The 14,026-nt window shown below is 42.0% G+C and carries 13 protein-coding genes; 2 read left to right on the top strand and 11 right to left on the bottom strand.

The window, feature by feature from the left end:
• Positions 1–301 precede the first annotated feature (301 nt).
• The 4 genes from ACDZ28_RS20570 to ACDZ28_RS20555 form a co-directional block, all read right to left on the bottom strand.
• The gene (locus ACDZ28_RS20570; protein WP_375102645.1) at positions 302–1,996 is read right to left on the bottom strand and encodes a methyl-accepting chemotaxis protein; all 1,695 of its coding nucleotides are present in this window, start codon (positions 1,994–1,996) and stop codon (positions 302–304) included.
• 162 nt (positions 1,997–2,158) lie between these two features.
• On the bottom strand, positions 2,159–2,857 hold the full coding sequence (locus ACDZ28_RS20565; RefSeq protein WP_375102644.1) for a Crp/Fnr family transcriptional regulator: 699 nt from the start codon (positions 2,855–2,857) through the stop codon (positions 2,159–2,161).
• Between the two features lie 108 nt (positions 2,858–2,965).
• The gene (locus ACDZ28_RS20560; RefSeq protein ID WP_076117804.1) at positions 2,966–3,490 is read right to left on the bottom strand and encodes a hypothetical protein; all 525 of its coding nucleotides are present in this window, start codon (positions 3,488–3,490) and stop codon (positions 2,966–2,968) included.
• A 24-nt stretch (positions 3,491–3,514) separates the two neighbouring features.
• A complete protein-coding gene (locus ACDZ28_RS20555; protein ID WP_375102643.1) occupies positions 3,515–5,014 on the bottom strand; it encodes a DUF4153 domain-containing protein in 1,500 nt (499 codons plus the stop codon).
• Positions 5,015–5,125: 111 nt separating this feature from the next.
• Between ACDZ28_RS20555 and ACDZ28_RS20550 the strand changes: the two genes are divergently transcribed.
• A complete protein-coding gene (locus ACDZ28_RS20550) occupies positions 5,126–6,820 on the top strand; it encodes an ABC transporter substrate-binding protein (protein WP_375102642.1) in 1,695 nt (564 codons plus the stop codon).
• 28 nt (positions 6,821–6,848) lie between these two features.
• Here the strand turns inward: ACDZ28_RS20550 and ACDZ28_RS20545 are convergent, their stop codons facing one another.
• The 6 genes from ACDZ28_RS20545 to ACDZ28_RS20520 are packed head-to-tail and all read right to left on the bottom strand — an operon-like array spanning position 6,849 to position 10,243.
• Positions 6,849–7,319, bottom strand: a complete 471-nt coding sequence (locus ACDZ28_RS20545) for a DinB family protein (protein ID WP_042126640.1) — start codon at positions 7,317–7,319, stop codon at positions 6,849–6,851.
• Positions 7,320–7,334: 15 nt separating this feature from the next.
• A complete protein-coding gene (locus ACDZ28_RS20540; RefSeq protein ID WP_042126638.1) occupies positions 7,335–7,778 on the bottom strand; it encodes a GNAT family N-acetyltransferase in 444 nt (147 codons plus the stop codon).
• Positions 7,779–7,803: 25 nt separating this feature from the next.
• Positions 7,804–8,349 carry a histidine phosphatase family protein gene (locus ACDZ28_RS20535; protein WP_375102641.1) on the bottom strand — a complete coding sequence of 182 codons (546 nt, stop codon included), beginning with the start codon at positions 8,347–8,349 and terminating at the stop codon, positions 7,804–7,806.
• A gap of 10 nt (positions 8,350–8,359) precedes the next feature.
• Positions 8,360–8,806 carry a hypothetical protein gene (locus ACDZ28_RS20530; RefSeq protein WP_139328472.1) on the bottom strand — a complete coding sequence of 149 codons (447 nt, stop codon included), beginning with the start codon at positions 8,804–8,806 and terminating at the stop codon, positions 8,360–8,362.
• Positions 8,796–9,353 (bottom strand): AAA family ATPase, encoded by a 558-nt coding sequence (locus ACDZ28_RS20525; protein WP_042126632.1) that lies wholly within the window; start codon positions 9,351–9,353, stop codon positions 8,796–8,798. The genes ACDZ28_RS20530 and ACDZ28_RS20525 overlap by 11 nt, the downstream gene beginning before the upstream one ends.
• 38 nt (positions 9,354–9,391) lie before the next feature.
• Positions 9,392–10,243: a HAMP domain-containing sensor histidine kinase gene (locus ACDZ28_RS20520; protein ID WP_231574157.1), complete on the bottom strand. Its 852-nt coding sequence runs from the start codon at positions 10,241–10,243 to the stop codon at positions 9,392–9,394.
• Between the two features lie 422 nt (positions 10,244–10,665).
• Here ACDZ28_RS20520 and ACDZ28_RS20515 point away from each other — a divergent pair, with 422 nt between their 5' ends.
• Complete coding sequence (locus tag ACDZ28_RS20515) at positions 10,666–11,886, top strand: IS256 family transposase (RefSeq protein WP_076119303.1); 1,221 nt, start codon at positions 10,666–10,668, stop codon at positions 11,884–11,886.
• 364 nt (positions 11,887–12,250) lie between these two features.
• Here ACDZ28_RS20515 and ACDZ28_RS20510 read toward each other — a convergent pair whose 3' ends face one another.
• On the bottom strand, positions 12,251–13,669 hold the full coding sequence (locus ACDZ28_RS20510; protein ID WP_375102640.1) for an NAD-dependent malic enzyme: 1,419 nt from the start codon (positions 13,667–13,669) through the stop codon (positions 12,251–12,253).
• Between the last annotated feature and the right edge of the window lie 357 nt (positions 13,670–14,026).

Here is a 14,026-nt window from a genome sequence, read left to right as displayed (position 1 = left end):
CAAAATAGTATTATTATAGACATCCGCCTCCTAAAATAGATCTGATAGTGTTTCGACGAAACAATCACACCATTATTAGCTGCCAGTCATCCTCTTGTTTCCTTAACTCTCACTTTTCAAGTCTCCGATCTATATCCAGAGGTTGACCGCTAACTAACTAATAATGGTAATAATATAAGTTATAGGTAGGTTGACGTCGATGGCGATTTCTATGCTTAGTATGTGGGATATTACGTTCAACCAAACAAAAAAAGCTTCAGGGAGCAGTGGGAAATTCCCTCTTAACTCTCTGAAGCTCGCACTATACATTAAATCTAGCTACCAGCCCCTGTAGTCCATGAGCCATTAAGTTCAATTCACTTGCAGAGGAAGCAATTTGTTCCACCGAGGCCATTTGCTCTTGCGATGCTGCCGACACATGCTGTGTACTTGCTGCAGTAGTTTCTGCAATTTCCGTAACATTTCGAAGAGATTCCACAATCTCTTCCGTTGCCGCTGTGATCTCTTCCACAGCTCCGGATACTTCCTGAACCTGTTCAGCCAGTAAATCTATAGATAATCGAATCTCTCCAAAAGAACGTCCAGCCTGCTGAATAATCTCCGTGCCTCCTCTAACTTCACTCATACTACCCACCATAACCTTCATGGCATCATCTGCTTCACTTTGAATTCCCCTCGCCATTTCCGCAATTTGATTCGCGGATTCTGCTGATTGCTCTGCCAGTTTACGAACTTGATCGGCAACTACAGCGAAACCTCTACCTTGCTCACCCGCGCGGGCTGCTTCAATTGTCGCATTTAACGCCAACATATTCGTCTGCGAAGCAATCCCTTTTATGACAGCAACAATACTGCCAATTTCTTGTGATCGATTCACAAAGCCTTGCACTTGCTGTGACAAAGATTGTATGGATCGATTAATGGATTCCATCTGCTGCCCTGCTGCTTGAAGTGATTCATCTCCGGCAATAGCAAACGATGCAGAACGATGCGAGGCTTCAGAAATATCCTGAACGCTGGAGGCAATTTGACCGATTCCTAACGATATTTCTGAGATTGTAATTGTATTGGTCTGTAAATCATTCATCTGTTTAGCTGTTCCTGAAGCTACTTCACCCATAATATCCGATATTCGTTCTGTGGCACCTGCTGTCACTCCACTATCTGAGGTAAGATTTGTAGAGGAATTCGCAAGACTATTCGCTGATAGCTTCACTTGTTCAATCATTGATCCCAAATTTTCTGTCATTTTATTAAAATTAAAAGCTAGTTCACCGATCTCATCTTTAGACTGGACATTTAACTTACGCGTTAGATCAGCATCTCCATCTGAAATCTCCCTAAGCTGTGTGTTCACATCACGGAGGGGTTTAATAATTCGTCCTGATATGATTAACGCAAGGATCAGGGCAAGAGCTACCGATAATCCCGTCACACCAAAGCTAGTAATCAATGCGTTGCTACGATGGGATTCTGCTTGACTCTGCCCAATCTGTATTTCCTCCTCAAGCATATTCTTAAACTCAATTTGAGATTCAATCATTGAATCTAAAGATAAATTTGTGAATTTCTTCTGCGCTTCCGGGAAGTTTCCATCCTTGGCTAACGCGAAGGCTTCTTTTAAAACGATCAAATAATCATTCCATTTCCCCTTCAGTTCCGTTACACCCTTTAAGTCTTCTTCACTTAATCTAGCACTCTCCAGCTCCGTAAAAGCATTCTCAATTAATGGAAGTGTCTCTTCATACTTAGACAGATATGATTTCCGTTCAGCATCTGTGTTGCTCATCACATAACGAGCCCCTAGCTCATCTGCTGTACGAATTTTATCCGTTAATCCCTGAACAAGCGACAGCTTGTTCCAGTTGCGATTGACCTGATCTGTCAGCATCGTAGCCTTTCCTTGAAACAATGTGTTTCCTGCTATTGCCACTAGAAAGACTACAATCACAGCAGTAAATCCCAATACTATTTTTCCACGGATATTTCTGAACATCGTTGTTCCTCATCTCTATATGTATAGTAGGCCTCTATTTGGTACTTTTATCCTACTATTGCTCCCTTAAGCTTCTCTGAATTTAAACTGAATGTTCGCTTAAAAAAACAAAAAGACCCTACTTCCGGCCTAAGCAGGAAATAATGGTCTTCAAACATCTGTTTATTCGTATAAATTCCCGTTCGCCAGCTCTGCCAGCTTTCCTTCATCCAGTACGCTTAAGCGCCCACGATTCCTTGCAATAATTCCTTCATCAATGAACTGACGCACGATCCGGTTAAGATGCCGATAACTTGTTCCTAGCAGCTCAGCTGTCTCAATCAGGCTTGAGGTCCGAATCTCCTCTACTCGTCGTCCTCCGCTATGATCTGCGAATAAAGACATCAAATAACTAGCAAACCGATTCTCTACTGGGTATAACAGGTTAAGCGCAGAGGCTTGGCCGAGCGTATGCAGCTTATGACTAAGCTCTCCAACTAAAAAACGCAGTAATGCTGTATTTTCCTCAAGCTCCCTAAGCAGAAGTCTCCTCCCGGCAAAAAGAATCAGGCTCTCTCCAACGGACTCTACCTGGTTTTTGACAGGAAATCGGTGTAGCAGCTCCACATCCCCGATCACAGACATCGGATTTGTAAAACGTACCAGCATAGATTTTCCATTCGGCAGCAGCGTTTGAATTTTAAGCTTGCCTTCGACCAAAAGGAACATCCCATCTAATTGATCGCCAACCAAGCACAGCTTCTCTTCATCTGCATAACGTCTCAGTTCCATTTTGTGAGTTACCATTGGGCTAAAAATTCCGTCCAGACCGTTCTTCACTGCCAAGGCACGGACAGCTTCACGGTCATTTATCGTTTGCATGTGGTGCCCCCTCTATTGTTTGCTCAAATAATTGTAATTTAGAATACCCCACAAAAAAAAGGACATATGTCCTTTTTGAAAATATAGAAAGTATAAGTTCACATCACCTTACGTCACAACAGAGTCCACACTATATCGGATCATATTCACTTTATGATCTTGTAACCAAAATTCTAAACTCCGATGATTGATTTTATCCACATACCCGATAATATCAGCCCCTTGTTCCCCTCTTTTATAATAAGAAGAGCCGTAAGCTTCAATCACTTCGTCGGCAGATGACCCGACATGAATACCTCTGGCAGTGTTCATCTTCAGATCGGAATAGATGCTGATTAGAATGATTTTATCATCACCACGTGCTGTGGCTACTGTTGTCTCGTTATCCAAATTATAGTATTGATACCGTTCAATATCGTCACGGGGTTTAGGGGCCTTGGTGAGCGATTTGAGGCTCTGAAGCAGCTGAATATCTCCCAAATATTCCGTTTCTAGATTGCTGCTGGATACGCGAGAGTAATGACTTTGCCTTGGTGCATTATATAAATAAATATGATAAATCCCATAACTTAAACCTACCGTAATAAAAATGACGATAAATGACCAGCCCTTATTAAATGGCTTCCTTCTCACTGTCCTCACACCTTCTTATAACCTTTACTGTGCAAAATATTTTTCCAGCTCGCGCTGTGCTCGATATTCCGGGATATTAAAAGACTGCCACTTCCGCTCTCTTTGAGCACCGTCCCAGCGTTCATTTTTCAAAAATTGATCCAGCATCCCGTCTTCCTTACGGCTGAATTTAATCAGTGAAGGAATAACCTCTGGTGATAAGCCCACCAAATAATTTGCATCCAGCTTACCGCTTACCTCATAACGCTCCATATTCTTATTAGCGATAATAACGTCCATCCCGATATAGTTCATTACAACATAAGAGACCATACCCAGCACAATATAACATTTAGCCAGTGGCAAACGCTGAACAGCTATCCGCAATGCTGCAAGAATCAACAGCAATCCCATAAAAATCATAAAAGCATGTACTAGGAATCGAATCGTAGTATAGCCATACGCCTCTTCATATAAAGTCAGTCTAGTAAAGGCGGAATATAACATTACAGTTGAACAACCGACCAAGATATACAATAGGATATTAATGACTTTTTGGAGCATCCCGCCCCTTTTTCCTTCCGATCCCAATGCCAGCATTAAAATAATGAAATTAATCGCGGTCACCATAATTAGCTCAAAAAATCCACTACGAGCGTAATCAGCATAGGAACTCCCCTCTGGTAAAATACCTTCCCAGGCCCCAAACAAGTAAGTAAACTGCACGATTACGAACAGAACATATACCGTGTTAATGGCTATAAGAATTGTCGTCATAATTACTGGGTCAACCTTAAAGGTGAGAGGCGCAAGCACGGGGCCATACTCCTTAGGCTGCACCTCCCAGTCATAGATCTTCGAATCTACAAAGCCCCATACTAACCCGAAAAAACCCATCCCCATTAGGAATATCCAGAGCGCCCGAACAATAATTTCACCAAATGAAATCCGATCGAGCATATTTGGCAGCCAAATTAGCACATGATGAAACACGCCATCGGCCGAGGCAAGCAGGGTAATCACAACAAGCAGTATCGGTAAAGAGATCGCAAGCCCAGTAAACACTTTCCCCAACACCTGCTTGCGCTCATCCTTCACCTTACGATCACTGCTACTTTTGATGTCCTTAAACACAATACCCCAGTGACGAAAGTTCTGTGGAATCACATGCTCAAGTGTATCCCAAAGCACTTTGAACTTGCTCCAAGAGGGGTGTTTATCACTTAGGAGATAAGTCATATGTAATAAAATCAGCACCGGGATTACTAACAGGTTCAACCCAAAGTAAAATAGATTATGAAAGAATACATAGGTCAACGAAAGTAAAAAAATCGCTCCGAACCAGAAGTAACTGAATTTGGTGAGTTTACGCAGTTTAGCCTTAGCGTAATAAAGCATATATGCATAAAACAGACAAACAAAAATAGGATAAGATACCCCCGGCAACTTTCCGTAGAACAACAACTGATGAACAATCGCTAGTAAGAAGGCAACAATTAAAGCGGAAAGTGATCGATTAAGCTTAAGCTCCGTTTCATCGGTCATGGTAAACACCCCCATATTCTTACTTTCTTATCCTTATTCTAAATGATAAAATAAGAAAAAAAAGAGAAAGAATTAATTAATAATTTCCTATTTTCTGAAGGGAACTAAACCATGAAGCTGCATAACCAATATTTAAAACTTCACTCTCAGTTTGGGGGAGCGGCAGAAATCTCAGTTACAATGGATGAACTAGCATTCACCTTCGGATGTACACATCGAAATGCCATGCATATTGTGAATAAAATGATACAGCTCGAATGGGTACAATGGACACCTAAGCGAGGACGGGGAAGTCGTTCCTTATTACAGTTCCTTGTCCCCTCTGAAGAAATTGCACTGCAATCCATGATGCAGGCCATTAGCCGTAAAGATGTTCACAAAGCGATTGAAGGCATCAAAACCCATGCCAGCTCATCTTCACTGCAGGATACATTGCAAGGTTGGCTGTTGACCTATTTTGGGCATCATTCCGAAATACGTAGTGATAAACAGATTGATACCCTTCGACTTCCCATCACCCAGCAGCTGCACACCTTCGATCCACTCCATATGAATCTATTGGCGGAGTCCTTTGTTTCCAGTCATGTTTTCGACGGACTAGTGAGACGCAGCGGGGAACGGGATAAGATTGTACCTAGTCTTGCTCATGCCTGGGAAGTGGATGAAAGCCGTACGATCTGGACTTTTTTTCTGCGCAAGGAAGTCTTGTTCCATCACGGAAAAGTACTGACTGCCAAAGATGTAGTCTATTCCTTAGGACGGTTAATGCGAACCTCTAAGCGGACGCTCTATAGTTATATTTTCAAAGAAATCCAGCAGGTTCACGCACTAAATCCATCTACCGTACAAATTACTCTTAAGCAGCCTAACGAGCTATTTCTCCCATTTTTGTGTACGAGCAGAGCCGCTATTGTACCGCGTGATTTAGAAGGAATGGACGAATCTAACTTTGGTCGCAGACCGGTGGGGACGGGGCCATTCAAGGTTGTGGACATGAACGAGGACACCTGTGTGCTGGAGGTTTTTCCTTATTATTTTCAAGGAAGAGCTCATTTAGATCGGGTCGAAATACTCTATGTTCCATGGGATACCGAGACAGATTCCTCAGATACAGGTTCGGCTTTTCATGTGATTCAGAACCCATCATCTACCAACTCTTCGTCTTGGAGCCGAATTCATTCGGAGTCCTACATTCGTAAATTTGTGACCTGCAATACACAAAAAAAAGGACCGCTTAGCGACCCCCTTCTTAGGGCAAAGATTGTATCCTGTTTAATAGACGATTCAATATCTGTATCGCATAATTCAATAGAAGACCAAGAAATCTCGCTGCAAATATCCACTATTCCGCAATATGCTAGCGATGCTGAATTTATTGCTACCAAGCTAGGGCGGCAAGGCTATTCATGTACGGTTGTTTCTGTATCTCCAGAGGAATTCAAAGGCCCGGTTCGACTGGAGTCTGACCTGATTGTTTTCTCATTATTTCGCGACGAGGATGAACAGCTTCGCTTATTTGATTTATACCTCACGCTCTCCCAGCATATAGAACCGCATACCCGGGCGGATATTGAAGGCTGGCTCTATACCATTGCAAGGGAACCTAATCCTGAAGCTAGATCGGAGAGCTTTAGAATTATCGAGAACCGTCTTCTTGAGGAGCATCATTTGTACATCTTGTATGAAAAACCTACTCAGACTGCTTATTTGCCCTCTGTCCGAGGCGTAAGCTTCAATAGTCAAGGCTGGGTTGATCTTCGCCATTTGTGGTTTCCGCCGCTGCTCTCCACAGACAGCACTACATGATATACACAATACCTATTCGATTCACGAATCATCGGAGCCCTTTTCCAATCAAATTAGCAGAAACTGGCTCCTTCCCAATTTCCCTTGCCCAAACGGACAACTGTCCGACATGATGAATCTCATGAGCGATCACATGGCGCATCACTTCGCCCCAAGTATCCGTCACGATCCGGCCATCCGCCAGGTGATCCTCAAAAATATTCCGTTCTAAACCCTCATGCCAAGACAGTACAAAGGGTTCCACATCGGGCCGGAACTTCGCATCCAGCATCCTTACCTGCTGCAAAGACTTGTAAAGCTCAAAGTCCTCCTGAAAATCCGGTTTCCCTTGCAATACTTGAATCCAGCTCCATTCCACATCAACAATATGGAAGAGTGTCTTCAATATACTGCCTACACCGCCAATACGTGCCTCAAGTAGCTCTTCCTCAGAAATACTCTCACACCACTCATACCATTGTTCACGAACCATCCAGTTATATTGAAAAAAAGTTTGCAAATCAATTACCTCCTTTTAATGGGAACTTAGATGTTTCCGGTACCCCTCTACCTTCTCATCTCTATACCCTAAGGATTCATAAAAAATATGCGCTTCCTTCCGCTTTTCTCCTGAGACTAAAATGATATAAAAGCAGCCTCTCTCATGAGCCATTTCTTCGATGGCGAGCATCAGTTTTTTGCCCACACCTTGACGACGGGCACGCGATGACACTACCACATTCTCAATCACCATAAACGGTTTGCAATCCCCTACTAGGTCATGACAGACAATCCCCATCAAAGACCCCATCAACTCCCCATCCACAAAAGCGCCCAACAATATGTACCGACTATCTGCCTTAATCACTTTAAATACTTGTTCAAATTTATTAGGATCCGAGGGATGATCCATCAACTCCTGGTATAAATCACCAAGTTCATGGAGAGACTCCCATTCTATTTCTTTAATAACAACCATGAATGTTCAACCTGCCTTCTTTAATTTAAGAATCTTTTTCATACAAATACAGTTCACCATTCCGTGGATAAAATATCCGTTTTCCAATATAACCTCTGAGGGCCAGTTGTTGTGCTAATACCTTCATAAAAGCGCCATGAGTAACTATGAGTACATTGGATGATCCAAAGTCGCGTTCTAAGCGCTCAATAACTGCTTGTGTGCGAAGTAACGTTGACCCTCTACTCTCACGCTGCGAGGAATGACCTATGTACCAAGCGATCCGTCCCAGCGCTAACCAAATCGAATGATGTAGCTTAATTTCAGTCTGTGAGGCTGCGACGATCTCGATTTCTCTTAGCTGCTGAGTATAGATAATATCGCCTGAGTAGATCTGAGTCGCCGTATGAATAGCTCTAGGAAGATCACTGCTAAGGTATACCTCCCAAACAAGCTCTGAATTACTGAACACCCCAGACTCAATATTAGATTGATTATACGCCTCAACCCACGCGTTGAATTGCTTTCCCGACATTCGCCCACTCACCGGTTGATGCGCCACTTTAAAATGTCTCACTAAACCAATTTTCATATATGCCCCACTATTTACGAACCTCCAGATCAAATTCTTCCTTCTTTCCATCCCACTCCACTACTACCTTAATGATAGAGTCCTCCTGCTCGTACGCCCCACTCCCGGATCTCTCGGACTTCAACTCACTTCTTACTCCATTAACATCTTCTAAGGTTTTACTTTCTTCACCCGAGGTTCCCTTGAAGATATATTTAAAATCTTTTATTTTATCCAGATCCGTTTGTTCTCCTTTATATTTAAGCTCAAATGTAGATTGCTGCGAAGTTTCATAATCTGGTCTTTCACCCTTTTTATCGATGAACTTCTCCGTAGCCTTTTGAACATATGCTGCAGACCATACTTCTCCTTCACCTGTAAAGGTGTAATTATGCTTATATGTAGTTGTATTGCAGGCAACAAGAAGAACTGACAACATCCCAGCCAGCAACAGCGTACCCAGATTCTTAATCATCATGAGTTCCTCCTGATTCCATAAACTTTAAATAATTCAGCACGACTTCAACACGTTCTTGAGGAGTTAAATCTCCTTCTATTCGTAAAATAGGACATTTCAACGCGGACATCCATTCCTCGTGTAGTTCCTTGCTTCTGACTTCAACTCCTGCAGTATCATATAAAGCGGCCCACTCCATAAAAGTCTGATTCGCTTCGTATTTATTTCCACCAGGTAAAATTTCGTCACCATATCTCTCGTATTCTCTAACTCTTAATCGATTCAAACGGATCTCCTGCGGAAGCCATAAAAAAATGACCAAGTCAAAATAGGGCCGAAGCCCATCCCCCCAGCCGCAAACTGCACCGCTCAGAATCCATGGCTCCTTATGGGCTAAATCCTGCTTAATTCTAGTTAATCTATCGTTGATTTCGCGCTGTTTAGTGAACTTATGCTCCCAGAAATAGTCATCACTATCCAACTGAATATGAGGTAACACCTTGGCTAATTGCTGACCTAATGTGCTAGTTCCTACTCCAGATGCACCCATGATGTGAATTCTTCGCATATATTCCCTCCAGTATTAACTTTTTCATTTTTGGAATATTATTGATCATTCGTAGCTAAAAAGCGAATAGTAACGGTAGTCCCCTTACCTTTAGAGCTATTATAAAAGATTTCCCCATCATATTTTTCTACAATATTAAAGCAAATCATTAACCCTAAACCCGTTCCATTACTTTTTAATGAATAAAAAGGTGTGCCGAGCGACTTAATCTCTACTTCGGACATTCCACTGCCTTCATCCATGATCGTTATCTCGATAAAATGATTATTTCTATTTGCTGTGACTGAGACGGATTTCCCAACATCTGAGGCTTCTAGTGCATTTTTTATAATATTAATGAGTAACTGCTTAAACTCTATTTTATTAATAGAAATAAAGCAATCTTCCTCTACCTTTATATCGATTTGATTATCAGACAGCATGGCATAGGAATGAAGCAGACCTGTTACACTTTGAAGAACTTCCTTCACATCTACTTTCTCTAGTCTTTGATCTCCATTTGGTTTTGAAAGGGTTAGAAATTGAGAGATTATCTGTTCTACTGTGTTTAATTCATCAATCATCAAGTTGAACTTACCTTTCATAGGATCATCAAATGAAGTGTCCTCTTTAAACAATTGCAAAAAGCCTCTGACCACTGTTACTGGATTTCTAATTTCATGCGCAACAGCAGCTGTTAATTGTCCTACCATCTTTAACCGCTCGGATTGCTGTAATTGTTCATAATACAGTTGCTGCTTCTTCACCCGCTTAAATGATAAATGGAAAATGAAAAATAATAACGCTTGAACAGCTATTATATTAATAATGTTGCCTACAATATCATGATGTAAATAAGTATATAATTCACCTTTATCAATAAAAATGACGTAACTAAAAGTGATTACCATTAACAATCCATTTATGATAAAGGAAAAGTAGAACAGTTTTAAATCGAAAAATAGAATAGAAAGTGCGGGAATAAGACAAATCAATATATAGGTGGTCCAAGTTTGCGGATATAAAAAGAAAAGAGTATAGAAGTAAGCAAATCCAAAAAGAATGATAATCTTTCTAAAGGTATATGTCTCATACTTAGGATAGATCCATAAACTAATGGATAGAATCATCACACACAAAAAATGTACAATGTATCCAAAATTAATCCCGTTCAACTCTGTTGTAGATAGTATTAATCCAGATATCATAAGAATAATGATTAATAACATAACAATATAATAAATTTTCCGATTCACCTGAGAGTCTGTAAAATATATTGTGTAAACTCTCAAACCCATTAAAATGGAAGTAAGAGAAAGGTTGGGGAGAACACATGGGACTTTGGACAAAACAGCAGTTACGGGAATTTATTAAGGAAAACAATTTGGTAAGCGCACAGGATGCGCAGAATGCTCTAAAAGAGCTGTTTGCGGAGACGATTCAGGAGATGCTGGAAGCCGAAATGGATACTCATTTGGGCTATGGAAAGCATGAGGTGAAAGCGAAGCTCACGCCAAACAGCCGTAACGGAAAGAGCCGTAAAACCGTAGTCAGTGAGTATGGTGAGCAGGAAATCGCTATTCCTCGGGATCGGTTGGGCGAGTTTGAGCCCTTGGTCGTCAAGAAGCATCAGTCGAATGTAACGGGCATCGAAGAACAAATTATTGCGCTGTATGCGAAAGGGATTAGCACCCGAGAAATTCAGGACCATTTAGGGCAGATGTATGGTATTGAGGTATCTCCAACGCTCATTTCCAATGTCACGAACAAGATTGTGCCTCTCATTAAAGAATGGCAGAACCGGCCTCTGCAAGGGGTCTATGCCGTCGTCTATTTGGATGCGATCCACTTCAAAGTCAAGCAAGATGGGGCCATTATCAATAAGGCTGCCTACATGGTCATTGGCATTGATCTGGACGGAAACAAAGACGTGCTGGGGATGTGGATTGGTGAGAATGAGTCCTCCAAGTTCTGGCTGAGTGTGCTGAATGAACTGAAGAATCGCGGGGTTCAGGACATTCTCATTATCTGCGTGGATAACCTGTCCGGATTCTCTCAAGCGATTGCCGCCTGCTATCCTCAAACGGAAATCCAGAAGTGTATTATTCACCAAATCCGCAGCTCCACACGGTACGTGTCGTACAAGGATATTAAGAAGGTAACAGCCGACTTAAAGCCTATTTACAAGGCAGCTACCGAGGAAGGTGCCTTGCTTGAACTCGACCGTTTCGAGGAAGTTTGGGGAGCGAAATATCCCCTCATTATCCGTTCCTGGCGGACCAATTGGGACGAACTCGCTACCTTTTTCAAGTACCCGCCTGAGATCCGCAAACTGATTTACACCACCAATATGATTGAGAGTTACCACCGTCAGCTTCGTAAAGTGACGAAGGGAAAAAGCATCTTTCCCACAGATGAGGCGCTACTAAAAATGCTCTATCTGGCCACCGTCGACGTCACTCGGAAATGGACAGGACGTGTCCAAAACTGGGGGCAAATGCTGCTCCAGCTGTCGGTCTTTTTCCCCGATCGGGTCGGTCAACACTTGCGTTAAATTCGCGACTTCCCCCTCGGGGGAATCTGTGCTTAAAAGAGTTTACACAAAATTATTGACAGACCCTCACCTGACTGTAGAACTCTTTCATGAATTCACCACTTCTAAATTAATTTAACCCTTTTGGAAAAATACCCTTTTTAGAGGAAAAATTTAAGGGCACCCACTTGGATGCCCTTTCTACATATCATTGCATCAAACTTATTTAATTCATTTTATACATTATAGTAATTATATCAGTCACTTTATTAAAATGGGAATAGGTACTTTTAGCCCTAATTATGATACGACACCCATTTATGTGTCAATGTATAAAAAAACAGACTGCTCTCACTAAGCAAAGCAGTCCATTTATAGTTAACCTTTATTCCAAATCCTTAGCAATATCCTTAGGAATCCGGCGGGCAACATCTGTTGCGATAGCTGCGTGGATCACTGCCAAACGCACAAGCTCTACTACTTTTTCGTTAAAAATACTCGGGATTACGTATTGCTCATTAACTTCATCCGGATGGACGACGGAAGCAATCGCTTTTGCCGCGGCCAGCTTCATTTCAAGATTCACTGTTTTTGCTCTGCAATCCAGTGCACCACGGAAGATCCCAGGAAAACACAGCACATTGTTAATCTGATTCGGATAGTCACTTCTACCTGTCGCTAATACACGAACAAAAGGCTCAGCCAATTCTGGTTCAATCTCCGGTGTCGGATTCGCCATTGCAAACACAATGTTATCGCTGGCCATGCTCTTGAGATGATCGACGGATAGAATCCCGCCGCGTGACACCCCAATAAAGACATCGGCTCCCTGCATAACCTCCGTCAGTCCACCTTCAATGCCTTCCGGGTTCGTTGCGTCAGCAAGCTTCCGCCATTCCTGATTATCGTACTGAAGATCTTTTCTAAGAACACCTTCACGATCTACCGCATAGATCTTACGTGCTCCTGCTGCCAGAAGCATATTACAGATGGATACCCCTGCTGCACCTATCCCCACAACTACAATTCGAACATCTCCAATAGATTTATCTACTACTTTAAGAGCATTCAGAAGACCTGCCAAAACTACTACAGATGTACCATGCTGGTCATCATGAAATACCGGAATATCTAGCTCTTCAGCAAGCCGACGTTCAATCTCGAAACAACGCGGAGAACTGATATCCTCTAAGTTTATTCCCCCAAATCCAGGAGATACTGCTTTTACAATATTAATGATTTCATCTGGATCTTTGGTATTTAAGCATAGTGGAAAGGCATCGATGTTCGCCAATTGTTTAAACAGCATAGCCTTACCTTCCATAACAGGCATAGCCGCTTCCGGACCAATATCTCCTAGTCCAAGCACAGCCGTACCGTCCGTAACTACAGCTACAGTATTCCGCTTCATCGTCAATGAATAGGCTTTGTTCGGATCTTCAGCAATTGCCGTACACACTCGGGCAACTCCCGGCGTATACACCAGCGATAAATCCTCACGATTCTTGATAGGCATTTTAGGTGTGATTTCAATCTTCCCGCCTAGATGAGCTAAAAATGTTCGATCTGACACGTTGATTACTTTGACCCCTGGCATCTTCGATAGTATAGACATGATTTCTCCATTCGCGGCATCTTGCACGTTTATTGTTATATCTCGAGTTGTTACGTCCTTACCTGCACGAATCACGTCAATCGCAACGATATCTCCGCCAGCAGTGGCAATTCCTGAAGCAACATCACCAAAAGAAGCAACCGATTTCCGAATTTCGAGCCTTACAATCATCGTTGTTGCAATCGCCATGAATTAGCCTCTCTTTCTGCAATCCTAAGATTTCAAATACACTATACTATACCATTTAAACAAACTTTCATCCTATTGAATAGATCACCTTAGTATTTTTCTTCATACAGTATTCCCTTAGGCACCAGGACCAAATACATCAGGGATCGTAGCGACGGGCACAAAGCCGTTTTCACCTTAAAATAATCAAAATCTTCTGCATAGGTCATGCTCAGGATTCTTTCTATCTAGTTTGATTATAATGTTACAATTCACAATTAAAGTGCGATCCACGGAGTCTCACTTGCGTTATATCATAGACAATGACAAGTTGACTGGGCAGAATAAATATTATATATATGTCTTACCAATAACGTA

Origin of the sequence: Paenibacillus sp. RS8 (assembly GCF_041956825.1) — a bacterium.
Classification (GTDB): Bacteria; Bacillota; Bacilli; order Paenibacillales; family Paenibacillaceae; genus Paenibacillus_AQ.
The sequence above is the reverse complement of the archived record's forward strand: the minus strand, read 5'-3'. Positions and strand labels throughout refer to the sequence as shown.

Excerpts from the sequence above, each read along its gene's own strand:
- ACDZ28_RS20570 (WP_375102645.1), bottom strand. The coding sequence starts at position 1,996 with ATGTTCAGAAATATCCGTGGAAAAATAGTATTGGGATTTACTGCTGTG.
- ACDZ28_RS20565 (WP_375102644.1), bottom strand. The coding sequence starts at position 2,857 with ATGCAAACGATAAATGACCGTGAAGCTGTCCGTGCCTTGGCAGTGAAG.
- ACDZ28_RS20555 (WP_375102643.1), bottom strand. The coding sequence starts at position 5,014 with ATGACCGATGAAACGGAGCTTAAGCTTAATCGATCACTTTCCGCTTTA.
- ACDZ28_RS20550 (WP_375102642.1), top strand. The coding sequence starts at position 5,126 with ATGAAGCTGCATAACCAATATTTAAAACTTCACTCTCAGTTTGGGGGA.
- ACDZ28_RS20540 (WP_042126638.1), bottom strand. The coding sequence starts at position 7,778 with ATGGTTGTTATTAAAGAAATAGAATGGGAGTCTCTCCATGAACTTGGT.
- ACDZ28_RS20535 (WP_375102641.1), bottom strand. The coding sequence starts at position 8,349 with ATGAAAATTGGTTTAGTGAGACATTTTAAAGTGGCGCATCAACCGGTG.
- ACDZ28_RS20530 (WP_139328472.1), bottom strand. The coding sequence starts at position 8,806 with ATGATGATTAAGAATCTGGGTACGCTGTTGCTGGCTGGGATGTTGTCA.
- ACDZ28_RS20525 (WP_042126632.1), bottom strand. The coding sequence starts at position 9,353 with ATGCGAAGAATTCACATCATGGGTGCATCTGGAGTAGGAACTAGCACA.
- ACDZ28_RS20520 (WP_231574157.1), bottom strand. The coding sequence starts at position 10,243 with ATGGTAATCACTTTTAGTTACGTCATTTTTATTGATAAAGGTGAATTA.
- ACDZ28_RS20515 (WP_076119303.1), top strand. The coding sequence starts at position 10,666 with ATGGGACTTTGGACAAAACAGCAGTTACGGGAATTTATTAAGGAAAAC.
- ACDZ28_RS20510 (WP_375102640.1), bottom strand. The coding sequence starts at position 13,669 with ATGGCGATTGCAACAACGATGATTGTAAGGCTCGAAATTCGGAAATCG.